Genomic DNA, 21,776 nt, shown 5'->3' on the forward strand with positions numbered 1-21,776 from the left:
ACCCGGACAAACCCCGGGCCTCTTCAGGAGGTCTCTCATGTCACACGCAAATACCGCTTTCGCATTCTCCGATCCCGCCGAGCCGCAAGTGCTGGCAGCCGCGAGGGCGCTGGCCGCGCGGCTCGCTGCAGATCAAGCGATTTCACGGCTCACTGTGAATGCAACAATGGCCGATCACTTCGACGGTAGCGACGCCGAAGGACGCTGGTCCGTACGCGATGCCCATGCCGCACTTGAATTGGCGCAGGTGTTGTTCCTGGCGCAGGCAACTGAATTCTCACCTGCAATGTCTTCCAGCTTCGCCGATGAGGCATTCACGCACCTCGAACGTCTGGTCCCGACCCAGTCCAACCGGAGCGATGAGCAGATCGAGTGGCAACAATTCGCGACGCCGCCCCGTCTGGCCTGGATGGCTGCAAAGGCATGCGCGATTTCTGCCGCTGAACTGGTTCTCGAGCCGTCGGCCGGGACCGGGATGCTGGGCGTATGGGCAGCAAAGGCAACTGCGCGTCTTGCTCTCAACGAGATTTCGCCGCTGCGCCGCGAATGCCTAGGCGTTGTGTTTCCGGAGGCGACAGTCACGGGGTTTGACGGGGAACTGATCGACGAACTTCTCACGCCCGACGTGGGTCCGAGCGTGGTGCTGATGAACCCGCCATATTCACACGGTATCGAGAGGGGCCACGATAGCCGCACTGGCGACCGGCACTTACGTTCTGCCTGGAAGCGCCTCCTGCCCGGTGGCCGCCTGGTCGCAGTGATGCCCGAATGGTTCGAGCTTCCGAAATTCCTCGCCGGGATCGCTGGTCCCCTCTCGTTGCGCCTCAACGCGACGATCGAGCGCGGTTTCATCAAGCAGGGCACCTCAATCTCAACCCGGCTCCTGATTCTCGACAAGGCTGAGGATGGTACCAGCCCGATCATCGCCCAGCCGGCAAACTTTGCCGAGCTTCATCTGCTGATCGATATGCTCCCTGACCGGGTAAGCCTGCCCGCGGGACCCAGCATCGGCATCAAGCCAGCATTGCCGCTTCGGCTGGTTGCGAACAAGACGAAACCAGTTCCACTTAAGGTCCATCCAACCGATGCGGCGCCGTCGATCCTGCCGCTTGATTTTACTCCGCTCGAAGCACCTGCGCCGATCGAAAGCCAGGTTGGGCATTATTTGCCCTACCGGCCGAGCCGGATCTCGATTGCAGATGCTGTCCCGCATCCGACCCCCCTAGTCGAATCCGTTGCGATGGGTTCGATAACCGCACCCGTGCCCGAAGTGGTGCCTCAGCTTCCGTCGAGCCTCATTGCTGGGGGCGCCCTATCCGCTGCGCAGGCCGAGACCCTGATCTATGCCGCAAGCGCGCATGCCCGCGATCTGCCGGGACGGTTTGAGCCCGACGACAAGGGCTGCGCCTTGAAGGCGAGCGCCGAGGGGCACGCCTACCGCATGGGCTACTTTCTTGGTGACGGAACTGGTGCAGGGAAAGGACGGCAGGTCGCTTCCGTCATCCTCGATCGGTGGGTGAGGGGCGAACGGCGCCACATCTGGATTTCCAAGAACGAAGCTTTGCTCGAAGATGCCCGCCGCGACTGGAGCGCGCTCGGCGGCCTTCCCATCGACGTCCAGCCCCTTGGCCAATGGAAGCTCGGTGTCCCGATCGGGATGCGCGAGGGCATACTCTTCGTGACTTATCCGACACTCCGTTCGGGTCGAAGCGACGCGACCCGCCTCGATCAGATTCTCGAATGGGCAGGGGAGGACTTCGACGGGCTCATCGTCTTCGACGAAGCCCATGCGATGGCCAACGCCGCAGGCGGGGAGGGCTCACGTGGTAAGGTCAAAGGATCGGAACAGGGCATTGCCGGTGTTCGCATCCAGAATCTGTTGCCGCGCGCTCGCGTGCTCTACGCATCGGCGACCGGGGCATCCGACGTCAATAATCTCGCCTATGCCACCCGTCTTGGCCTTTGGGGTCCCGAGACGGCTTTTGCCAATCGTGAAGCCTTCGTCGCAGACATCCGCGATGGCGGTATCGCTGCAATGGAACTGGTCGCGCGCGATCTGAAGGCACTCGGACTGTACGCGGCGAGGGCACTTTCATTCGCCGGAGTTGAGTACGAGATTCTCGAGCATTGCCTGACCCCCGACCAGGTAGCGGTTTATGACGCCTATGCAGACGCCTGGGCAATCATTCATGCCAACCTGCGCGAAGCACTCGAGGCAACCCGGATCGTCGACACTGACAGTGGCGATACCCTGAATTCAGGTGCCAAATCGGCTGCGCTTTCGGTGTTTGAAGGCACCAAGCAGCGCTTCTTCGCGCAGCTCCTTCTATCGATGAAGCTGCCGAGCCTGCTGCCTGCGATTGATACGGCACTTGCCGACGGCAACGCTGTTGTAGTGCAACTCGTCTCGACCGCCGAAGCCATGCTCAACCGCCGCCTCGCCGATCTCTCCGATGCGGAACGTGAAGCACTCGAAATCGATCTCTCCCCTCGCGAATATGTGGTCGATTACCTCACCAAAAGCTTCCCGGTTCGGTTGATGGCGGTGTTCACGGACGAGAATGGCAATGCCCGGTCCGAACCGATGAGTGATGAGAATGGTGCTCCTGTTCTCTGTCGTTCGGCGCTTGCCGCGCGCGACCGCATGATCGAGCAGCTCTGTGCCTTGCCGCCGATCGCGACGGCGCTCGATGCGATCATCGAACGGTTCGGTGTCGATCAGGTCGCCGAAGTCACCGGCCGTACCCGCCGCCTGATCGTCGGGCGCGATGGACGCCAGGTGCTCCAGTCGCGCTCTCCGCGCGCCAATGTCGCCGAAACGCGAGATTTTATGGACGGGACAAAGCGGATTCTGGTTTTCTCCGATGCCGGTGGCACCGGCCGCAGTTATCATGCCGACCTTGCGGAAAAGAACCAGATGCGCCGGGTCCACTTCCTGCTTGAGCCGGGCTGGCGGGCCGATGCCGCAATTCAGGGCCTTGGCCGTACCAACCGCACCAATCAGGCGTCGGCCCCGCTGTTCCGCCCGGTGACCACCGACGTGCGTGGCGAACGTCGGTTTATATCGACCATTGCACGTCGGCTTGACAGTCTCGGGGCACTGACCCGAGGGCAGCGCCAGACAGGTGGGCAGAACCTCTTCGATCCTGCCGACAATCTCGAGAGCACCTACGCCAAGGAGGCGCTTCATCGCTGGTTCGGCCTGTTGTTCGCAGGCAAGCTGGAAGCCGTTACGCTTTCTCGGTTTGAGGAATTGAGCGGGCTCAGGGTCGAAGGGCCCGACGGCGGGATGGTCGATGACCTGCCAACAATCCAGCGCTGGCTCAATCGCATCCTCGCGTTGCCGATTGCTTTGCAAAACGGCATATTTGACGAGTTTCTCGGCCTCGTCGAAGCGCGGATCGATGCAGCACGCCAGGCCGGCACGCTCGACATTGGGGTCGAGACCATTGCGGTGGAGCATTACGATGTGCTGACCGACACGCTACTGCGCACCGATGCGCTGTCGGGCGCGACTACGCATCTCCTGGAGCTCGAGATCGCCCGCGCGCTCAAGCCTTTGCGTCTCAAACGCCTCGAGGAGCTCTACGGCTTTTCAGGTGCGCGTCAGCAGCTTCTCCGTAATACGCGCTCAGGCCGGATCGGGCTGCTTGTCCCAGCGCGCAGCCTGCTCACAGACGAAGGTATGCGGGTGGCCCGCTTCGAGCTTGTCCGTCCCTTGAAGCATGGGCACATCACCGCCGATCAACTCGCGGAGAGCAACTGGGACACGGTGGATCCAACCGAATTTCAGCGCCTGTGGCAGGCGGAGGTCGATGACGCCGCATCAAATCACAAGCGCGAGCGACTGCATCTTGCAACCGGCCTGCTGCTTCCGGTGTGGGACAAACTACCTTCCGACTATGTTCGGGTCAGCCGGATCTCGGCGCGAGACGGACGCTCGCTGTTAGGTCGGGAGGTTCCGCTTCATTGCGTGCCCGAACTGTGCCAGGCGCTTGGGCTCGAAGACGAACATTCCGTTTCGGCAGAGCAAACCGTCGATGCGGTGCTCGGGACAGGGCGATCGATGCAAATCAAAAGCCGCGAAGCGCTTACGCTCAAGCGCAGCCTCGTGAATGGCGCGCAGCGGCTCGAACTGGCTGGTTGGTCGGCGTCGCGCCTCGACTGGTACAAGGCACATGGGTGCTTCACAGAGATCATACGCTATCAGACGCGACTTTTCGTCCCGACGACGAGCGCGGTGGCGGTCTTGGCGGGACTTGTCGGATGAGGCAGTCCTATATTGCCAATTGGCATCTAAAGTGATATATGATGCCATATGGAGAATGCTCATGTTGGCACTGCAACCCGTTGATACCGTCCCCCATGCCTTCCGGCCCGATCCTGTAACCCAAGAGGAAGCAGCGGCGATGTTCCGCGCCGTGCTGAACCTGTTTGGGAAATGGGAAGTAACGGACGAACAGGCAGCGACTTTGCTCGACATGCCGGTTCGCTCCTACCGGCGGTGGAAGGCTGAGGGTGCGGGCCGTGTCTCGCGCGATGGTGCGGCGCGGCTCTCCAACCTGATGGGTATCCACAAGGCGCTGAGGATCATCTTTTCCGAAGCCCAACGTGGCTACGCCTGGATCAAGGCAGGTAACGCCGCCTTTGCCGGAGCGAGTGCACTCGACGTCATGCTTGGCGGCGAGCTGACCGATATCATGCGGGTGCGTCGCTATCTTGATGCCGAACGTGGTGCCTGGTGATTGATCCCAAGGCAATTCCGGTCGCCCAGGTCGTGTGGAAAGGTGCTGTGCGGATTATCCGCAGTGCCTTTCCACCTATCGACCTGTTCGAAGATATCGCAGACCCCGCAGATTGGCCGCTGCTGATCTATGCCGAGCAAAAGACCAATCCCCGCATCATGGCGACGATCGGCAATCTCGATCTTGTACCTGCTGACCGCCGGGTAGGGGGCAGCGGCGCATCCTATCTGATGGCCCCGTTCACGCATGTCAGCACCGACCGACCAAGTCGCTTCACCGATGGGACCTACGGCGTCCTATACGCGGGGGATGCATTCGAAACTGCGCTGTTCGAGACAATCCATCACCATGCCCGCTTCATGGCTCGCACTGTAGAAGCGCCAGGCTGGACATCACAGTTCCGTGAGATCATCCTTTCGGTAAGCGCTGATCTTCACGATCTCAGGAGCCTTGCCGCAGGCGATCCCGCGCTAGATCCCGACAACTATGCTGCATCGCAAGCCCTCGCTGTTGAACTCAAAGGGGGCGGGGCCGAAGGTCTTGTCTATCCGAGCATCCGGCATCCGGGTGGTGAATGTGTCGGCTTGTTCTACCCGGATTGTGCATCCGACCCCACTCAGGGACGTCACCTCGACTATCACTGGGACGGAATGGGTGTCGATCTGGTTCGAGACGCTGGTACAGGGGCGGTGTTTCGGGTGGTGCTGTCTGAGCGATAGATTCCTAGTCCGAATTCTGCCGCGGCGACCTCAGCTAATATGAAGTCTGAATCAGACATCCAGCTCGGGTCGCGACTCTCCCGATAGCTGCCAATTTGTCTGGTAGGAACTCTGAATGCTGACCACTCGCAATGACGGCGGTACGATCCTAGCCCGCAGCGAGCGCAAGATGAGATCGCTTTGTAATTCCTGTCGTCGATTACCGGACGTCCTCCGTGTCGGAACTCATCCATGAACTATGAACATGATGGTTGGCGCCGCCCTTAGCAGGCTCGGACTGCTATCCCACCATATATCCCGCATCGGACGCTGCCGTCGGATAGGCAAACATCGTTGACTTGATGTCGTCTGCAGTGAGGCCATGCCGGATGGCAAGACCAAAGACGTTGATCAGTTCGTCTGCATCGGGACCGACAAGGTGGGCGCCGAGTATGCGTCCCGTCCCAACCTGGATTAGAAGTTTGTGCCCATAAATCTGTGCGTTCAGGCGTCGCGCCGAAAACCATTCGGGGTGGGATCCGGCGTTGACGTTGAACTCCAGGCCGGCTTCGCGCGCTTCGCTTTCCAACATGCCGACCCTGGCTGCCGGCGGCTCGGTGAACAGGGCACTGGGCACTCCGTCGTAGTTCGGCGTCCGATCGCCGTTATCGAGGATGTTCTCCACCACGACTTTCGCATCGTGGCTGGATACCGGCGTCAAAGGCGGTCCCTTCGCCGCCGCGTCGCCAGCGGCGAACACCTTACCGTTGCTCTGGCTGCGTAGCTGCGCAGTGAGAAGCAAGCGTTCATCGTCGCTCGCCACATTTCCCGCTTCCAGATCGAGCTTGCCGAGTGCCGGACCTCTACCCGCGGCATGCACAGCCAAATCCGTCTCGATTACCCGATTGCCGGCTTCGACCTCCAGGGTCTCGCCCGCGGCTCTCAGGCCAGTGACCTCAGCGTCAACGATCTCGATCCCGAGTTGTCCGAAACTTGGCATCAGCCAATCGACGATGTCGGGATCAAAAGCTTTGAGGACGCGCCCGCGCTGAACGATCGTGACCTTTGAGCCTGCGCGTGCGGCCAGATGCGCGAATTCCGCAGCGATATATCCGCCGCCTACGAATACGATGCGCTCAGGAAGTGTGTCGAGGTTGAGAAAAGCATCGCTGTGGGTGAGCAATTGTTCACCTGTAATTCCCAGCGGGCGGGGGATCGCTCCAGTTGCGATCAGGGCGTGGCTGAACTGCAGTTCCTGATCCTCGACCGCGAGCCGATCAGGGCCGGTAAACCGTGCTGCGCCGTGGAAGGTCGCAATACCTTTGCGATCATAACGCGCTTCCTGCTTTCCGGGCACCGGGTCGGTGAAGCTGCGCTTGAAGGCCTGAAGCCCACCCCAGTTGATCGAAGCCGACCCTCGAATGCCTTTTCCGTTCATCCGGCGAAACGCCGCGAGCGCTTCCTCGCCGCTCACCATCATTTTCTTGGGGTCACAGCCGCGCAGCGCGCAGGTCCCGCCGTAGGGGCGGTAATCGATCACTGCACAGCGTTTGCCTGCATCGGCCATACGATGGACAGCGACCTGAGCTGCCGTTCCCGATCCGATCGCGATAAAATCGAACGCTTCAGCCATCGCAGCAATCGCCTTCCTGGATCGGTGGACAGGGAACCGTGCCATAGGAGCAGAATACGCAGCAATCGCCATGCACCGGCTTGAGGCGCACGCCGCAACCCGAACAGTTGTAGAAGAACATGCAGGCGTTCGTCGGCATCTCCTCGTCCTTCTCGTGCCCACATTCGGGACAACGCAGGCGGGAGATTAGGATCGGATCAGCCATAGAGGAATGCTCCGACCAAAAGAACGACACCAATGACAATGCCGGCGGCGGTAAGAGCCCGATAGGTCGACGAACCGCATGCCGCATCGGTCGGGCAAGCTCGCGCTTGCCGGAATTGCCAGAGGAGACGTATGGCCGCGGCGAACAGCAGAACCGAAGCCAGAACAAGCAGGGGCGTGCGATAAGGGCCGACGATCGGGGCGATGCTGCCCAGCCAGGCCGAACCCACTCCGGCCGAGGCGAGAGCGAGAGGAAGAGCACAGCAGGCAGCTGCCCCAAAAGCCGCAGCGATGCCGCCACCCGTCGCCAAACCGTTCCACCATGTGCCAGGGCTGCGCATTGGATGTCCTTTTGCAAAACTCGAGTCGCGACCGTATCTACAGTCTGTAGCAACTACAGACTCAAGGGGTTTACGGGTGCAGATTGGCGAAGTCTCGCGGCGAAGTGGATGCAACATAGAGACGATCCGCTACTACGAACGGATCGGAGTCATCGAACCACCGCCACGAAAGGGTTCGTATCGCGACTACGGCCCCTCTGACCTCGAGCGCCTTCGCTTTGTCCAGCGTGCCCGCGAACTCGGCTTTTCGCTGCAAGAGGTTCAGGCCCTGCTCGACCTCGCCCCACAGCCTGACGAGAATTGCAACCAAGTACAGGCTATCGCGGCGCAGCACCTGTCGAATGTCCGTGCCAAGCTGGTTGACCTTCGGAAAATGGAATCAGCCCTGGCAACCCTCGTATCGCGGTGCGACAGCAGTCCAGATGGTTGCTGTCCTGTGGTTGAAAGCCTGGCGGGAGCGATTTGAATTGGGTTGCGGCAGCGCTCGCATGTTGATCCTGTCCATTGCCTCGAGGAGAACTTGGACCGAAAATCCAGATCGTGCTCCAGCCGGAGGCGTTCTATGAATGCCTTTACCCGATCCAGTACCCTCCCCTTCATTCTCGCCTCGCACCCGGCCGCCCAGTTGCGATAATACCGGCTGCGTCGGCAGGCGTGGGGACCGGAATATTCCGTTCCTTGCGCTCCGAATACCGGTCGACCAACTGTTCGGCATGCGGGCGCAGCAGCACCGTGAAGCGGACGAGTTCTTCCATGACGTCGACAATGCGGTCGTAGAGCGCGGAAGATTTCATGCGCCCCGCCTCGTCGAATTCCTCGTAGGCCTTGGGCACGCTGGATTGGTTGGGGATGGTGAACATCCGCATCCAGCGGCCAAGCAGCCGCAACATGTTGACGGTGTTGAAGGACTGTGAGCCCGCCGACACCTGCATGACCGCCAGCGTCCGCCCCTGCGTGGGACGCATGCCTCCGATGCTGAGCGGCAGGTGATCAATCTGGGTCTTCATGATGCCGGTGATCTGGCCGTGCCGCTCCGGGCTGCACCACACCATGCCCTCGGACCAGAAGGCGTGCTCGCGCAGCTCGTGAACGGCAGGATGGTCGTCACCGCCGACCTGATCCGGCAGCGGAAGGTCGGAGGGATCGAAGATGCGCGTCTCAGCGCCGAACAGCTGGAGCAGTCGCGCGGCTTCCTCGACCGCGAGGCGCGAATACGAGCGCTCCCGCAGGGAGCCGTAGAGCAACAGGATACGCGGCGGTGACGGGTCGGCACCAAGGCCCTCGGCAGGGCGGGCATGGACGAAGGCCGGATCGAGCGCGGGGAAGCTGTCGGGATCGGGCAACAGACGAACGCGGGACAAAAAGGATCTCCAGACTTGGATAATCAGCCGCGTGGGCCGAACAGGATGATGGCAGCGCCGGCAAGCACGACCGCGCCGCCGACGAAGTCCCAGCGGTCAGGCGTGGTGCCCTCGACGATCCACAACCACAGCAGCGATGCGGCAACATAGACCCCGCCATAGGCCGCGAAGGCGCGACCGGCAGCGTCGGTTGGGACGAGCGTCAGCAGCCAGGCGAACAGGGCCAGCGACACCATCCCGGGCAGCAACCACAAGGGGCTCTTTTCCAGCCGCCACCATGCCCAGAATGCAAAGCAACCGGCGATTTCGAACAGCGCCGCGAGCGGATAGACGAGGAACAGCTTCATGCAAAACTCAATCGCAGGGCGAGCGCTGCCAGTGTCACCAGCAGGATCGGCGTCGTCAGCGTGATGCCGACGCGGAAATAATAACCCCAGCCGATCTTCACGCCCTTCTGCCCCAGAACGTGCAGCCACAGCAGGGTCGCGAGCGAGCCGATCGGGGTGACCTTGGGCCCAAGGTCGCAGCCAATGACGTTGGCGTAGATCATGGCATCGCGAACCGGGCCAGTGGCACTGGTCGCATCGATAGACAAAGCGCCCACGAGGACGGTCGGCATGTTGTTCATGCCCGAGGATAGCACGGCTGAAAGAATGCCCGTCCCGAAGGCCGCGCCCCATACGCCCCCCTCGGCGGAACGTTCCAGCAACCCGGCTAGCATGGTGGCAAGGCCGGCGTTGCTCATGCCGTAGACGACGAGATACATGCCGAGTGAGAAAATCACGACCTGCCATGGTGCTTCGCGGATCACCTGGCCTGTGGGAATGACGTGGCCGCGCGCAGCGATGGCGATGAGCGCCAGCGCGCCGACCGCAGCGACCGCGCTGATCGGCACGCCGAGCGGATCGAGAACGAAGAAGCCAACTAGCAGCAGGGCCAGCACCACCCAGGCGGCGCGGAAGGTCGCGCGGTCAAGGATCGCTTCTGCCGGAGCGCGGAGCTGTGCGACGTTGTAGCTGGCGGGAATGTCCTTGCGAAAGAACAGAAGCAGAGCTGCCAATGTGGCGGCAATTGCGGCCAAATCGACCGGCACCATGACCAGCGCATATTCACCGAAACCGATGTCGAAGAAGTCCGCCGAGACGATGTTGACGAGGTTGGAGACCACCAGCGGCAGGCTGGCAGTATCGGCGATGAACCCAGCCGCCATGACGAAAGCCAGCGTCGCCTTGGCGTTGTATCCCAGCGCCCGGAGCATCGCGATCACGATCGGGGTCAGGATCAGAGCGGCGCCATCATTGGCGAAGATCGCGGCAACGCTTGCACCCAGCAATACCACGAGCACAAACAGCCAGCGACCATTGCCGCGCCCCCACCGCGCCACATGGAGCGCAGCCCATTCGAAGAATCCCGCGCGGTCGAGGATCAAACTGATCAGAATGATTGCCACGAAGGCACCGGTAGCGTTCCAGATGATATCCCAGACCATTGGGATGTCGGCGAACGAGATAACGCCGGTGGCAAGGGCCAGCAGTGCTCCGCCGATCGCGCTCCACCCGATGCCGAGCCCGCGCGGCTGCCAGATCACCATCGTGATGGTGACCACGAAGATCGCGATCGCCAGCAGCATCAGACGATACGCTCGCCCGCCGCGTCCACAACCTGCTCGCCATCCTCCTTGGTGAAGGCGCCCTGCTGGGGGCTCGGCAGAATGTCGAGCACTACCTCGGACGGGCGGCACAGGCGGACACCGAGCGGCGAGACGACGAGCGGCCGGTTGATGAGGATCGGGTGTTCCATCATCGCATCCACCAGCGCCGTATCGCTCAGACTCTCATCGCCGAGCCCCAATTCGGCATAAGGCGTGCCCTTTGCGCGCAGCAGCTCCCTGGGACTGAGCCCGGCACGCTCGATCAGGCTTTCGAGCATGGCGCGCGAAGGTGGCGTCTTCAGATACTCGATAACATGCGGCTCGATCCCGGCGTTGCGGATCATCGCCAGCGTGTTGCGCGAGGTCCCGCATTCGGGATTGTGGTAGATGACGATGTCGGTGGTCATTCAGGCTTCCCTCGCCTTGGCGGTCGCGCCCTCTTCGCGGCCGATGGCGGCCAGCTTGCTGCGCACAGACATATCGTCGATGCTCTTAAGCGGAAGCATCAAGAACAGCTCGATCCGGCGTTTGAGATAGCTGAGCGCATCGACGAAAGCCTGCCGCTGGCCATCGCCCTCGACTGCGGCGGGATCCTCGACGCCCCAATGCGCGGTGAGCGGCTTGCCTGGCCATACCGGACAGCTCTCGCCCGCGGCGTTGTCGCAGACGGTGAAGATGAAATCGAACTCGGGTGCGCCGGGCTTGGTGAACTCGCTCCAGTTCTTCGAGTGCAGGCCCTCGGTCGGATAACCGAAGCTATCCAGCACCTCGAGCGACATCGGATGCACGTCGCCCTTGGGCTGGCTGCCCGCGCTGTAAGCACGGAAGCAGTCTCCGCCCATCTTGTTCATCAGCGCTTCGCCCAGAATCGAGCGGGCCGAGTTGCCCGTGCACAGGAACAGGACATTGTAAGGTTGGTCAGGCACTGTCGGCTCCATCAGCAGCAATGGGAAAGTTCGGCGATGAGCGGTTCGCAAAGCTCCGCGCGACCCCCACAGCAGTCCTTAGCGAGAAACAGCATCAGCTCGCGCAATGCGCCGATGCTCGCGCGCTGGATCATCTGCCGTCCCCGCTTCTCGGTTACGACGAGACCAGCTCCGACGAGTATGGCGAGGTGACTGGAAAAGGTGCTCTGGCTGAGGCCCGACGCGTCGACCAGTTGCCCGGTGGAAAGCCCACCGGGCTCGCTGCGGACGAGACGGCGAAACGCGTCGAGGCGTGTGGGATGTGCGAGGGCGGAGAGAGAAGCGAGTGCTGCAGCGGATTTCACTCATCGGCAATTACCGATGCGTTCTGGAGCGGTCAATATCGATCGGGAATTTTCGATGTGTTGCTGAAAGGTAGAAGGTATCGGCGAGCTACTTTTGTAAGCCCAGATGCCGAGTTATGCATGCGCAGATGCTGAAATCGAACAATCAGTAACCAGCCGGCCGGCAGTCATTGAGAGGGAAGGGGGCTTGCTTCTGATTGAGCCGAACGAGCGTCGAAGGTCGATGCTTGAGCTCGCAATCAGGAGTAAGTCCCATGATCAAGTCGATTCTGCTGACCAAGTTAGTCCAGTCCCCACGTAACGTGCGCCGCCACGGTGACCCAGCTGCAGATGCCGAACTGAAAGCGAGCATTGCAGCCCATGGCTTGTTGCAGAACCTCATCGTTCGGCCTGCCTCTCGCGGAAAATTCGAGGTCGAGGCCGGAGAGCGCCGCCGGTGCGCCTTGCTGGCGCTTACCGAAGAGAAAGTCCTGCCGAAGGGCTACGAGGTTACCTGCCTCGTGCTTGAGGACGATGCGGAAACCGCAGTCGAAACGAGTCTGGCCGAAAACTTCCATCGCCTTGCGATGAACCCGGCCGACGAAGCGCAGGCGTTCGCTGCCCTCATTGATGCTGGTGCCTCGACGGAAGATGTCGCGCGCCGCTTCGGGCTGACGGTCCGCTTTGTCGAAGGCCGTCTGCGTCTCGCGACCCTCGCGCCTGTCGTCTTCGATGCTCTGGCATCCGGCGAAATCACTCTCGATCTCGCCAAAGCTTTCGGCGCGACCTCCGACCAGGAAATTCAGGCTCGCGTCTACGAACAGGCGTCCTCGGGCTATTATGCGCCCAGCGCCGACAGTATCCGGCGCATGGTGCTCTCCGGCATGGTTCGCGGCAGCGATGCTCGGGCCCGTCTTGTCGGTCGCGACGCATATACCGCTGCAGGTGGCCGGATCGAACGCGAACTCTTCGACGACGATGACAGCGAGTCCTGGGTTGATGTCGCGCTTCTGGAAACCCTCGCCTCGGAGGAGATGGAAAGGCGTGCCAAGGCGCTCGCAGCAGAGCAGGGTCTTGCCTGGGTCAAGCCTACGCTTGACGCCTATGCCAGTCACGATCTCGTCGAAGGCCTCATACGCCTTCCGGCCGAGCCGGCTCCGTTGACTGACGCCGAACTGGCCCGCCTTGACGAACTCGATGCTTCCTACGACGAGCATGCGGCCATTCTCGAGGACGAAGACAGCGCCGAAGAAGCAATTGCTGCGGCTGAGGCGACGATCGAAGCGATCGAACGCGAATGCCAGGACATTCGGGCAAAGCCCCCGGAGCTGGCGCCCGAACTGAAGGCCGATGCCGGAATGATCCTCGTTCTCTCGCGCGACGGCACACCGGTCCTCCAGCCGGTTTTCTACGGCGAGCGCGATATCGAAGTCGTTGGTGACGACGATGTCGTCGAAGTCGTGGCGAGTGTCTTCAGTGATGGCAAACGCCGTGCAGCGCTTTCCAAGCGTCTGGTCGACGAACTTGCGATGCAACGTCGTGACGTGCTCGCGCTCCACGTGGCATCGGATCCCGGCCTTTCGCTCGACATCATGGTCTTCACCCTCGCGGATGCCGACACCCACGACTGGCGGTCACGCGCGGCCACGACCCTGCGTGGCGGCGTCCCTGCGGGTCCGATTGTCGGGTTCGAAGCGAAGGATGCGCCGGCAAGTGCATCCCTTGCTGACCTGCGCTCTTGTCTCGATGAGAGCTGGCGATCTGGCGAAGACGCTTCGTCGCGCTTCAAGATGTTTCGGACACTCGCTGATGAAAGCCGCGCAGCATGGCTCGGCTTTGTCGTCGCTCGCACACTCGAGGCGAGCCTCAACATGCCAGGCGAACGCCAAATCGCATTCCAGGATCATCTGGGCAGCGCGATCGGCATCGATATGGCGCAATGGTGGCGTCCGACCGCGGCAAACTACTTCGACCGAGTCTCGAAGCAGGTCATCCTCGATGCGCTCACCGATGTCGGCGGCCTGGAACTGTCCTCGCGCTTCGCATCGGTGAAAAAGGGCGATCTTGCGATGAGCGCCGAGCGCGTCTTCGCGGGGACCTACATCACCGAGGTCGAAGTTCGGGAAAGAGCCCTCGCCTGGGTACCCGAAGTCATGCGTTTTGCCGACCAGCCGGAAATTCCTGCCGATAACGAAGCGCAAAGTCCCGACGCGGATTTCGTCGCCAACGACGACAATCAGCCCCCGAGCGAGCTGGCCGCCTGACCTCCTCCTGACAGGAACGGCTGCTCGCCAACGTGAAGCGGTCCTCCGGCACATGCCGGGGGGCCGCTTCCTTCATGGAAAGAGAGCGGAGGGGGCTCCGGGATCTCCGGCACTGACCGACGGAACTGTCGTCAGGCCATTTCAGGAGATCCAACATGGCCTATCGCAAGGGACAAAGCGGCGGAGTGTCGCCTGCTACCCGTATCACCCAGGAAATCATCGCCCGCCTCGAGTCCGGCACGAAACCGTGGATCAAGCCATGGCGCGGTGTGCCAGTCTCGCGCCCATTGCGGGCGTGCGGCATCCCTTATCGCGGCATGAATGTATTCTGGCTCTGGATGGTTGCCGATATGTGCGGTTACGCCTCGCCGTTCTGGATGACCTACAATCAGGCCAAAGAACTGGGCGCACAGGTGCGCAAGGGCGAAAAATCCACCATCGCCATCTTCTACAAGAGCTACACCAAGGAAGTCGAAGCCCCCCACACCGGCGAAAAAACCGACGAAAGTCGTCGTGTGTTGAAGGCCTATCCGGTTTTCAATGCCGATCAGGTCGAAGGTCTTCCGGAACGTTTCCATCCCGCCGCGACGCTTGAGGTGGTGGAGCCCAAGGGCCGTCAGGCTGAACTCGACTCATTCTTTGCCAGTATTCCGGCCGTCCTGCGTCATCAGGGCGACGAAGCCTATTATGAGCCAGTGGCTGACCGGGTGACAATGCCGCCCGCGCATCTCTTCTCGGGCTTCGACCACTATTACGCGACGCTCGCGCACGAGCTGTCGCATAATGCCGTAACCCGGATTATGCCGTGCGGCCTCTGGTTTTCGTTGGTTTTCTGGCGTTCGGCTGCGCGGCGGTTCGGCATAATCAAAGTCCTTCCAGGAATGCGAGGAGTTGATCGTCGGGCCGGAACCGGCCTGACGGCGTGGGCGGAGCAGCGACGCGGGCAAGCGCCTTTTCTTTCATCCGCATGTCGGCGTGGATGTAGATCTGGGTGGTCTCGACGTTTTCGTGACCAAGCCAGAGTGCGATCACCGCTGGATCAACACCGTGATGCAGCAGGTCCATCGCGTTGCTGTGGCGCAGCGTATGTGGCGTAACCCGCTTCGCGCCGATGCTGAGGCATGTCCGCGCAGCCGTCAGACAGTGCTTGCGGACCAGATGTTCGAGCGCATCTCGGCTCAACCGATCGCCTCGGATCGAGGGGAACAGCGGCCTGCTCTCCTCTGTGTCGTTGCCGATCCACGCTGCCAGCAGTTTCGCCGTATCACGGCGAAGCGGTGTGGCGCGCTCCTTCCGGCCCTTGCCCATGCAGCGAATGTGCGCGCCAGTGCCCAGCACCACATCGCCGCATGTGAGACCGACCAGTTCGGATGCCCGCAGGCCAGTCTGGACCGCGAGCAAGAGCAGCGCATGGTCACGCCGTCCCGCCCATGTCGTGCGATCCGGCGCTGCCAGCAACGCCGCGATCTCGTCCGTATCAAGGAAGGTGACTGCTCGCTTCACATAGCGCTTGTTGGGCATGGCGAGGATGCGCTGGCAGTGCAGCAGCAAGGCCGGATCGGTCATCGCAACGAAGCGGAAGAACGACCGGATAGCGGCAAGCCGGGTGTTGCGGCTGCGCGCGCTGTTGCCCCGCGCCGTCTCGGTATGGACGAGAAAGTCTGCGACCAGATCGGCGTCGATATCTTCGACCGTCAGTTTGACCGGCGGCATGCCAAGCCGAGTACTCGCATATCGGAGCAGCAGGCGGAACGTGTCGCGGTAACCCGCAACCGTGTGGCGGCTCGCTTCCATCTGAACGCACAGCCGGTCAGTGAAGAAGCGCTGGATCAGCGTGGGCAAAGTGGCAGCGGTCATCGTGCTGCCTCCCCATCACCAGTGGCGCGCGCCATCGCCAGATCGAGCAGTTCCGGCACCGCCTCCAGATACCAATATGTGTTGGAGGGATCGCTATGGCCCAGATAGGTCGTCAGCCGGATCATCTCTCGCGCTGGGTCTTTGCCGGTGCGGTACCAGTCGATCATCGTGCGCACCGCGAAGGTGTGACGCAGATCGTGGATGCGCGGCCCCCGGCCATGCCGACAATAGCGCTGCGGGGACCGCAAGCCGATCCGCTGGCAGACTTGCGCAAAGTTGTAGCGGGCAGAGCAGTCGGTGAGCCGCGTCGCCTTATCGGTCACAAACAGCGGCTTCGCGGCGTGGCCGATCAGCCGATCCCGCTCGGCAAGATAGGCGACCAACTGCACCACCACGCTCGGATCGAGCGGCAGCAGTCGCTCGCGGCCAAGCTTTCCGCGCCGGACACGCAGCACATCATGATCAAGATCGTCCCGGTCGAGCGCCAGCGCCTCGCTGATCCGCAGGCCGGTCACTGCGATCAGCCCGAACAGCGTCGAGCAGGTGAGGCCGCGAAGGCCATAGATCGATGGCAGTTCGCTGGCCGCTGCGACAATAGCAGCGATTTCGTCGCGGCTGTAGATGTGCGGGCGAGACCGGTTCGAAGAGTCGGGCAGCAGTCCTTGCGGCGGCACTTCGTGTCCCGGATCGAAGCCGCTCAGCCATTGGGCAAACAGCCGCACGACGCGCAGCCTCGTGGCCCGGGTCGAGCTGTTCGCCGCCGTCAGCGTCGCGTGCCAGCGCAGGAACAGCGCCGTGTCGATATAGGTAGCGCCTTCGGCATCGGCGTAGCGCGTGAAGCGGCGCAGGATGCGCTCGCTCGTGCGCAGATCATAACCGAGGTTTCGGCGAACGCCCAGATAGCGGTCGAGATAGGGTGTGAGGCTCATTGCGCGCCTCCCGCCACCGGCCAAGGCATCACGATGGACCGCAACCCGTCGATATCGAGCCGGGCATATACCATGGTCGAGGAGCGCGAGCGATGCCGCAACACATCGCCGACCTCATCGAGTGACGCACCCGCGTTCACCAACTGGGTCGCAAGGCTATGACGCAGCAGGTGCGATCCTACATAGGGCGTCACCGGCTTCTGTCCGGTTGCCTTCAATGCATCCTTGAGGATCGCGTTGACGATCTGTCCGTCCTTGAACGGACGATATGGCGCGCGCTGCGTGACGAACAGGGTGCGGCAGATCGCCGGGCCACGTTCCTCGCGCAGATAGGCACTCAGCGCGTCGCCGACCTCCGGCGTGATCGGCATCCGGTCATGCAACTGGCCTTTGCCGCGCACGGTCAGTTCGCCAGCGCGCCAGTCAATATCGTCCAGTTGGATCGCGATAACCTCGACCGCGCGCAGGCCGAGCCGCGCCATGATCAGCAGCATCGCGTAGTCGCGGGCACCGTATCGCGGATTGCTCCGCGCCGAAGCGAGCACCGCCTCGACACCATCCGGCGACAGATGCCGGGGGAGCCGGGCGTCCCAGCGTTTGGCCGCGTTAGGAAGGCTCAGCGCCAGATTGGTGGCCGTCGCTCCACAGCCGAACAGATATTGGAGGAAGATACGAACATGCGTCGCAACCGTCTTGTCGCGGCGTCCCGCCGCCAGAACATGCTCGATAAAGCTAATGACATCGGCGGGTCGAAGGTCCGCGAGGCTGATCGCGCCGTCGCCGAAGCGATGATCGAGGAAGCGGTTGGCGAACCGCAGCGTGTGATAGATCGTTCGTGCGCTCAACCCGCGCTGCTTGACGAGATAGTCTTCGAAGTTGGCGAGCAGCACCGCTCTCGCGGTCGCCGCCTCGGTCAGTATGTCGGTCATGATCGTGATGCTCCATGTTGGTGGAGCCACGATTATTATGCCGAACAGGCAGCGCATGATCATGCCGCTAACCGCGCATCCTCAGCACAATGCGGCATAATCCGGGTCACGGCATTATGGGTCTTATGCCGATATCGGCATAAGACCCATTGGACCGGCCATGCCAGCCGCCTCGACCGCAATCTCAAGAATCGATTTGGTTCTGCAGCTTACGCCGCCGAGGAACTCATCGCCGAACTTTCGAGCGCCATGCTTGGCGCTGAACTCGGTCTGCCAGTCACCCACCTCGATAGCCATGCGAGCTACATCGAGCACTGGCTCAAGCTCCTGAAGCAAGATGACCGTGCCATTCTCACCGCTGCCGCGAAGGCTGAGGAAGCATCAAGGCTTCTGCTCAAACTCGGAGGGCGGATCTCTGCCGATGATACCGACGAAGCGTCTGCCGACGCTGCGTTGGCCGCCTGAAGGAGGATGTCATGGGCCGATCGGTTAGCTACCCCAGCGGGGCCATCGTGGCCTTCACGATGCTCGAAGTCGAAAACGACGACGACTGGGACTTCGAATATGAGTGGCTCCGCGAAGATCTGCGCGAGCGCGCAGGGCAGGCATTCCCTTCTCTGATCGCGCACGACGGTTGGCGAGGCCGCGAAGACCGCATCCTCATGCGCAATGCCTATGCAGATTTCGGCGTGTCGGTTTACGCCGGCCTGGCTGCGGTATGGATCATCGAGCGTGACGATGGCGCCTATTGGGATGCCGATTGGCGCACGGCCAGATCGCCCAGAGCACAACGTTGGCTGTCCCAGATCGCCTCGCGTTTTGATGCGTTGTTCGGCGACTACGTCTGCCTCGGTCACATGTCGAACGGTGAAGGCGTTTACGCAAAACGGGTGGCCTGAATGCGCCAGTCACTTTGACCGTGGCGAGGTGCCTGCCCTCCCTGACGAAGCTTGCTTTTGCACTCATGGTCTGAAGCCATGCGAGAAAGGCCCTGGGCCAGCCGCCAGTCTTCCGCAACCCGGCTTGCGCAGGCCCGAGTTGGCCCGGCCCTGTGGGCCGTTGGCCTGCCCGCGCCAGCCTGCCCAAGCGGGTTTCCCCTGTCGGGTGCGGAGACTGCCTCAAGCTGGCCCTGACGGGCTCTCGCTGGCGCAGCCATGAGCGGGTGCGTCAGCCTCACGCCTGTCAGGAGGACAATACCCATGCACTCATCATTTTCTGACCAACTTGCCGGCCTCGATCTTTCCGGCTTTTCGATTGGTCCTGCCCCGGTTTCCACCAATGATTTTCCGGTCCACGATGCAGTCGTCCAGACTCTCGAAGCTGTCTGGTCCGATCTATTTGCGATGGTCTCTGGGACTGCGCTGGAGGCCGATGCCGAGGACCTCGGCTGGGCGTTCGTCAACATCTTTCACCGTTCCGCGACCCGCAAATCGACCGCAGTCGACCGCGCAACCGACGAAGTCCGAGCGCTCCTGGCTACTGCCGATGGATCCGAAATTCATACCCATGAACTCGAGACCCAGGTTGAGCGTGCGCAGTGTGCCGAAGGGGCCATGATCGCTCTCGAAGAGATGCGCGAAGTGGCCGCTGCCCTCTATCTCAACGAATTCGGCTCCTCGTGGAAGCCCGTGTCGAGTTCGCGCTTCAATCACAGCGCCATGCTGACTTCCGCGCTTGTCGAGGGGCGCGAGTTCATCCGAGCCCGGTCCGAAGCCAAGCGCCGCGCCGCCATGCCAGAAGGTACGCCGGTGATATTTGCCGGTGGCCGCACACGCCATCCAAACGAGCAGGACGCTCTCACTTTCGCCAACAACGTCTGGGCTACTCTGGACAAGGTTCACGACCGGGTTCCTGACATGGTTCTTGTCCACGGCGGTGATACCAAGGGCGTTGACCGTCTGGCATCTTCATGGGCGGAACGACGCAACATTCCGCAAATCAGCTTCTCCCTCGACATGCGCCTGGGGGCACGCGCAGGCTTCAAGCGCAACGAGCGTATGCTCTCGCTTGACCCCCGTTATGTCGTCGCCTTTCCCGGAAACGGGGTCCTGGAGCGCCTCGTCATCGAAGCGAAATCCCGTCGGATTACCGTCGTCGATCGCCGCGGTCCGCTTGGAACTTCTCCCAAGCGCGCGGCTCGGGATACCGACTGATGCGTCCGGCATCGCGCCAGCGCCATCGGCGCTGGCGCAGCCCGTCAGAGGAAAGAGATCGCCTGATATCGTGGGCAAGACGATCGGTTCTTGCCCGCACATTGCAGGAGAAATCTCATGACTGATTTTCAGGCAATCATGGCGGACTTTGCTGTCCGCCAGGCCGAACGCGCGGCGCAGGCACAAAGCGAAATCCAACGGCTCAAGGCAGCTATCATTGCCCCGCTGCGGAATGCCGAAATTGCCCGCGTAGAAATCCGCTTCGATGGGTGCGGCGACAGCGGTGCGGTCGAAGAATGCGTCTTCTCTGACGCCGGCGGGGCGAGTGTTCCGTGTCCCGAAGTGACGATCGACTGTGCTGGAGAAGGCGACGACCAGAGCCTCAATTCCGCCCTCGAGCAACTGACTTACCTTGCTCTCGAACGCCATCATCCCGGATGGGAAATCAATGATGGCGCCTGCGGCGAACTGTTCATCGACGTGGCTACGCCGAGTTTCGTTCTGGACTGCCAGCTACGTTACACGGCGACCGACGACCATTCGACTGATCTCTAGGAGAAGTGCGATGGCTCATTGCTATTATCACGCCCTGTCGTCGGTCCGGAAATGGGGAGGGGTGGTAGAAGATTACCTGCCGCTCCACCAATGGTTTGACCAGTCGAAGGCGATCTTTGCTGATCCGCGGCACCGGGCCCTCCGGCACCATGCCGAAGGCATCTTCATGCTCGAGACGCTGTTCGGGCCTACTATCGTCAACGCCGACAGCCGTGTCGTGCCCGTTCGCCTTGTAGGCGAGCAGCACGTCCGCGAGGACTTGGGTACGATTCCTTCCTTTGCGGATTGGGGGCGCCTAATCACGCCCCAAGACTGGATGTTGCGGGGTCATCGTTTGGACGAGCCTATGCCTCTTGGTACTGTGGAGACTGGTGCTGGCAGTGCGTTTTCAGGTGGTCTTCCGCCCGCTTCGGGAGGAGCTTTCGTTGTCGAGATATGATGTAGCCTTCGAGGTGGGCAAGGTCAGGGGGTACGTCGCAGCCCGTTAACGCGAAAAGTCATGGCTTGGCCTGTGCAAGGCACTCGGGACCAACCCGGCCTGTAAGCAAACCTTTCCTGAAGCATCCCCGTCGAGACGCGCAACCCCGATCAGGTCCGGCCGAGTTGCCGGGCTGCGCCCGGCTGCCCGCACCACCCGAACCAGATCGAGGTTTCCCTTCAGTGCGCTTCGCCGTGGCCGCTTCCTAGTCGGGTTTGCAGCCGGGATGGACCCGGAATGCTCGATCAGGAGAAAGACCATGACCAATCTCGTTATCCTCGTTGGCCGCATCGCCCGCGACCCCGAAACCCGCACCACCCAGGGCGGCACCAACATCACCTCGATCTCGGTCGTCACCGACCGTCCCGCCCGCAAGGACGGCAAGACCTACAAGGACGAAAACGGCTACACTGCCAAGGACAGCGAATTCCACCGCGTGACCTGCTTCAACGGTCTCGGCCAGAACGTCGCCAAGTACTGCACCAAGGGCCAGCTCGTGACGGTCGAGGGGCGCATCCACTATACGCAGTGGGAAGACCAGGACGGCACCAAGCGCTACGGCTGCGAGATCATCGCCGACAAGGTGGACTTCCTCACCAAGGGCCGGACGTCGAACAATGAAGGTGCGCCCGACATCGATGAGGACTGAGTGCTTCCCGCATATGACAAGGCTCCGATGGTTCGCGCCATCGGGGCCTTTTTTGTGCTTGCTGTCGTGAACGGCGGGGC

At 61.8% G+C, this 21,776-nt stretch carries 23 protein-coding genes and 1 pseudogene; 12 read left to right on the top strand and 12 right to left on the bottom strand.

Annotated features, from left to right (window positions below):
* The first annotated feature begins 37 nt into the window (after positions 1-37).
* The 3 genes from PP1Y_RS13400 to PP1Y_RS13410 all read left to right on the top strand — a co-directional run bounded on the left by PP1Y_RS13400 (position 38) and on the right by PP1Y_RS13410 (position 5,464).
* Positions 38-4,270 (top strand): strawberry notch family protein, encoded by a 4,233-nt coding sequence (locus PP1Y_RS13400; RefSeq protein WP_013832720.1) that lies wholly within the window; start codon positions 38-40, stop codon positions 4,268-4,270.
* A 61-nt stretch (positions 4,271-4,331) separates the two neighbouring features.
* Complete coding sequence (locus PP1Y_RS13405) at positions 4,332-4,745, top strand: MbcA/ParS/Xre antitoxin family protein (RefSeq protein WP_013832721.1); 414 nt, start codon at positions 4,332-4,334, stop codon at positions 4,743-4,745.
* The gene (locus tag PP1Y_RS13410; protein WP_013832722.1) at positions 4,742-5,464 is read left to right on the top strand and encodes an RES family NAD+ phosphorylase; all 723 of its coding nucleotides are present in this window, start codon (positions 4,742-4,744) and stop codon (positions 5,462-5,464) included. The genes PP1Y_RS13405 and PP1Y_RS13410 overlap by 4 nt, the downstream gene beginning before the upstream one ends.
* Before the next feature lie 280 nt (positions 5,465-5,744).
* Here PP1Y_RS13410 and PP1Y_RS13415 read toward each other — a convergent pair whose 3' ends face one another.
* From PP1Y_RS13415 to PP1Y_RS13425, 3 genes are read right to left on the bottom strand one after another with little or no spacing between them, the layout of a single operon-like run.
* Complete coding sequence (locus PP1Y_RS13415; RefSeq protein WP_013832723.1) at positions 5,745-7,076, bottom strand: NAD(P)/FAD-dependent oxidoreductase; 1,332 nt, start codon at positions 7,074-7,076, stop codon at positions 5,745-5,747.
* Positions 7,069-7,281, bottom strand: a complete 213-nt coding sequence (locus tag PP1Y_RS13420; RefSeq protein ID WP_041558846.1) for a GDCCVxC domain-containing (seleno)protein — start codon at positions 7,279-7,281, stop codon at positions 7,069-7,071. Before PP1Y_RS13420 ends, PP1Y_RS13415 begins: the two co-directional genes overlap by 8 nt.
* Positions 7,274-7,621 carry a mercuric transporter MerT family protein gene (locus PP1Y_RS13425; RefSeq protein ID WP_041558847.1) on the bottom strand — a complete coding sequence of 116 codons (348 nt, stop codon included), beginning with the start codon at positions 7,619-7,621 and terminating at the stop codon, positions 7,274-7,276. Before PP1Y_RS13425 ends, PP1Y_RS13420 begins: the two co-directional genes overlap by 8 nt.
* A 76-nt stretch (positions 7,622-7,697) precedes the next feature.
* On the opposite strand from PP1Y_RS13425, the gene PP1Y_RS25350 reads away from it, so the two are divergent.
* Positions 7,698-8,087, top strand: a complete 390-nt coding sequence (locus PP1Y_RS25350) for a helix-turn-helix domain-containing protein (RefSeq protein WP_230291016.1) — start codon at positions 7,698-7,700, stop codon at positions 8,085-8,087.
* Positions 8,088-8,217: 130 nt separating this feature from the next.
* Here the strand turns inward: PP1Y_RS25350 and arsH are convergent, their stop codons facing one another.
* Genes arsH through PP1Y_RS13460 form a run of 6 tightly spaced genes read right to left on the bottom strand, consistent with a single transcriptional unit; the run spans position 8,218 to position 11,903 of the window.
* Positions 8,218-8,982 (bottom strand): arsenical resistance protein ArsH, encoded by a 765-nt coding sequence (gene arsH / locus PP1Y_RS13435; protein ID WP_013832725.1) that lies wholly within the window; start codon positions 8,980-8,982, stop codon positions 8,218-8,220.
* A 23-nt stretch (positions 8,983-9,005) separates the two neighbouring features.
* Positions 9,006-9,329, bottom strand: a complete 324-nt coding sequence (locus tag PP1Y_RS13440; protein ID WP_013832726.1) for a YnfA family protein — start codon at positions 9,327-9,329, stop codon at positions 9,006-9,008.
* Complete coding sequence (locus PP1Y_RS13445; protein ID WP_013832727.1) at positions 9,326-10,612, bottom strand: arsenic transporter; 1,287 nt, start codon at positions 10,610-10,612, stop codon at positions 9,326-9,328. The genes PP1Y_RS13440 and PP1Y_RS13445 overlap by 4 nt, the downstream gene beginning before the upstream one ends.
* On the bottom strand, positions 10,612-11,040 hold the full coding sequence (arsC, locus tag PP1Y_RS13450) for an arsenate reductase (glutaredoxin) (protein ID WP_013832728.1): 429 nt from the start codon (positions 11,038-11,040) through the stop codon (positions 10,612-10,614). The genes PP1Y_RS13445 and arsC overlap by 1 nt, the downstream gene beginning before the upstream one ends.
* Complete coding sequence (locus PP1Y_RS13455) at positions 11,041-11,571, bottom strand: arsenate reductase ArsC (RefSeq protein WP_013832729.1); 531 nt, start codon at positions 11,569-11,571, stop codon at positions 11,041-11,043.
* Complete coding sequence (locus PP1Y_RS13460) at positions 11,571-11,903, bottom strand: helix-turn-helix transcriptional regulator (RefSeq protein ID WP_013832730.1); 333 nt, start codon at positions 11,901-11,903, stop codon at positions 11,571-11,573. The genes PP1Y_RS13455 and PP1Y_RS13460 overlap by 1 nt, the downstream gene beginning before the upstream one ends.
* Before the next feature lie 254 nt (positions 11,904-12,157).
* Here PP1Y_RS13460 and PP1Y_RS13465 point away from each other — a divergent pair, with 254 nt between their 5' ends.
* On the top strand, positions 12,158-14,146 hold the full coding sequence (locus tag PP1Y_RS13465) for a ParB/RepB/Spo0J family partition protein (RefSeq protein ID WP_013832732.1): 1,989 nt from the start codon (positions 12,158-12,160) through the stop codon (positions 14,144-14,146).
* Positions 14,147-14,301: 155 nt separating this feature from the next.
* Positions 14,302-14,928: pseudogene (locus PP1Y_RS25355) on the top strand (ArdC family protein); the annotation flags it as partial.
* Positions 14,929-15,010: 82 nt separating this feature from the next.
* On the opposite strand, the gene PP1Y_RS13470 reads toward PP1Y_RS25355, so the two are convergent.
* Genes PP1Y_RS13470 through PP1Y_RS13480 form a run of 3 tightly spaced genes read right to left on the bottom strand, consistent with a single transcriptional unit; the run spans position 15,011 to position 17,861 of the window.
* Positions 15,011-16,003: a tyrosine-type recombinase/integrase gene (locus PP1Y_RS13470; protein ID WP_013832734.1), complete on the bottom strand. Its 993-nt coding sequence runs from the start codon at positions 16,001-16,003 to the stop codon at positions 15,011-15,013.
* Positions 16,000-16,932 carry a tyrosine-type recombinase/integrase gene (locus tag PP1Y_RS13475; RefSeq protein WP_013832735.1) on the bottom strand — a complete coding sequence of 311 codons (933 nt, stop codon included), beginning with the start codon at positions 16,930-16,932 and terminating at the stop codon, positions 16,000-16,002. Before PP1Y_RS13475 ends, PP1Y_RS13470 begins: the two co-directional genes overlap by 4 nt.
* The gene (locus PP1Y_RS13480; protein WP_013832736.1) at positions 16,929-17,861 is read right to left on the bottom strand and encodes a tyrosine-type recombinase/integrase; all 933 of its coding nucleotides are present in this window, start codon (positions 17,859-17,861) and stop codon (positions 16,929-16,931) included. The genes PP1Y_RS13475 and PP1Y_RS13480 overlap by 4 nt, the downstream gene beginning before the upstream one ends.
* Here PP1Y_RS13480 and PP1Y_RS26355 point away from each other — a divergent pair.
* From PP1Y_RS26355 to PP1Y_RS13510, 6 genes are all read left to right on the top strand, one after another.
* Positions 17,754-18,326, top strand: a complete 573-nt coding sequence (locus PP1Y_RS26355; protein WP_232512678.1) for a zincin-like metallopeptidase domain-containing protein — start codon at positions 17,754-17,756, stop codon at positions 18,324-18,326. The genes PP1Y_RS13480 and PP1Y_RS26355 overlap by 108 nt on opposite strands.
* An 11-nt stretch (positions 18,327-18,337) precedes the next feature.
* Positions 18,338-18,760, top strand: a complete 423-nt coding sequence (locus PP1Y_RS13490; protein ID WP_013832738.1) for a hypothetical protein — start codon at positions 18,338-18,340, stop codon at positions 18,758-18,760.
* Positions 18,761-19,060: 300 nt separating this feature from the next.
* On the top strand, positions 19,061-20,014 hold the full coding sequence (locus PP1Y_RS13495) for a DUF2493 domain-containing protein (RefSeq protein ID WP_013832739.1): 954 nt from the start codon (positions 19,061-19,063) through the stop codon (positions 20,012-20,014).
* A 117-nt stretch (positions 20,015-20,131) separates the two neighbouring features.
* Positions 20,132-20,569, top strand: a complete 438-nt coding sequence (locus tag PP1Y_RS13500) for a DUF6878 family protein (protein WP_013832740.1) — start codon at positions 20,132-20,134, stop codon at positions 20,567-20,569.
* A gap of 10 nt (positions 20,570-20,579) precedes the next feature.
* Positions 20,580-21,008, top strand: coding sequence for a hypothetical protein (locus tag PP1Y_RS13505; protein WP_013832741.1), 429 nt, complete (start codon positions 20,580-20,582; stop codon positions 21,006-21,008).
* A gap of 298 nt (positions 21,009-21,306) precedes the next feature.
* Complete coding sequence (locus PP1Y_RS13510) at positions 21,307-21,696, top strand: single-stranded DNA-binding protein (RefSeq protein WP_041558850.1); 390 nt, start codon at positions 21,307-21,309, stop codon at positions 21,694-21,696.
* Positions 21,697-21,776: the final 80 nt, after the last annotated feature.

Origin of the sequence: Novosphingobium sp. PP1Y (assembly GCF_000253255.1) — a bacterium.
Classification (GTDB): Bacteria; Pseudomonadota; Alphaproteobacteria; order Sphingomonadales; family Sphingomonadaceae; genus Novosphingobium.

Coding starts and splice junctions, on each gene's coding strand:
- PP1Y_RS13400 (WP_013832720.1), top strand. CDS start 38: ATGTCACACGCAAATACCGCTTTCGCATTCTCCGATCCCGCCGAGCCG.
- PP1Y_RS13405 (WP_013832721.1), top strand. CDS start 4,332: ATGTTGGCACTGCAACCCGTTGATACCGTCCCCCATGCCTTCCGGCCC.
- PP1Y_RS13415 (WP_013832723.1), bottom strand. CDS start 7,076: ATGGCTGAAGCGTTCGATTTTATCGCGATCGGATCGGGAACGGCAGCT.
- PP1Y_RS13420 (WP_041558846.1), bottom strand. CDS start 7,281: ATGGCTGATCCGATCCTAATCTCCCGCCTGCGTTGTCCCGAATGTGGG.
- PP1Y_RS13425 (WP_041558847.1), bottom strand. CDS start 7,621: ATGCGCAGCCCTGGCACATGGTGGAACGGTTTGGCGACGGGTGGCGGC.
- PP1Y_RS13440 (WP_013832726.1), bottom strand. CDS start 9,329: ATGAAGCTGTTCCTCGTCTATCCGCTCGCGGCGCTGTTCGAAATCGCC.
- PP1Y_RS13445 (WP_013832727.1), bottom strand. CDS start 10,612: ATGCTGCTGGCGATCGCGATCTTCGTGGTCACCATCACGATGGTGATC.
- arsC (WP_013832728.1), bottom strand. CDS start 11,040: ATGACCACCGACATCGTCATCTACCACAATCCCGAATGCGGGACCTCG.
- PP1Y_RS13455 (WP_013832729.1), bottom strand. CDS start 11,571: ATGGAGCCGACAGTGCCTGACCAACCTTACAATGTCCTGTTCCTGTGC.
- PP1Y_RS13465 (WP_013832732.1), top strand. CDS start 12,158: ATGATCAAGTCGATTCTGCTGACCAAGTTAGTCCAGTCCCCACGTAAC.
- PP1Y_RS13470 (WP_013832734.1), bottom strand. CDS start 16,003: ATGACCGCTGCCACTTTGCCCACGCTGATCCAGCGCTTCTTCACTGAC.
- PP1Y_RS13475 (WP_013832735.1), bottom strand. CDS start 16,932: ATGAGCCTCACACCCTATCTCGACCGCTATCTGGGCGTTCGCCGAAAC.
- PP1Y_RS13480 (WP_013832736.1), bottom strand. CDS start 17,861: ATGACCGACATACTGACCGAGGCGGCGACCGCGAGAGCGGTGCTGCTC.
- PP1Y_RS13490 (WP_013832738.1), top strand. CDS start 18,338: ATGGGCCGATCGGTTAGCTACCCCAGCGGGGCCATCGTGGCCTTCACG.
- PP1Y_RS13495 (WP_013832739.1), top strand. CDS start 19,061: ATGCACTCATCATTTTCTGACCAACTTGCCGGCCTCGATCTTTCCGGC.
- PP1Y_RS13500 (WP_013832740.1), top strand. CDS start 20,132: ATGACTGATTTTCAGGCAATCATGGCGGACTTTGCTGTCCGCCAGGCC.
- PP1Y_RS13505 (WP_013832741.1), top strand. CDS start 20,580: ATGGCTCATTGCTATTATCACGCCCTGTCGTCGGTCCGGAAATGGGGA.
- PP1Y_RS13510 (WP_041558850.1), top strand. CDS start 21,307: ATGACCAATCTCGTTATCCTCGTTGGCCGCATCGCCCGCGACCCCGAA.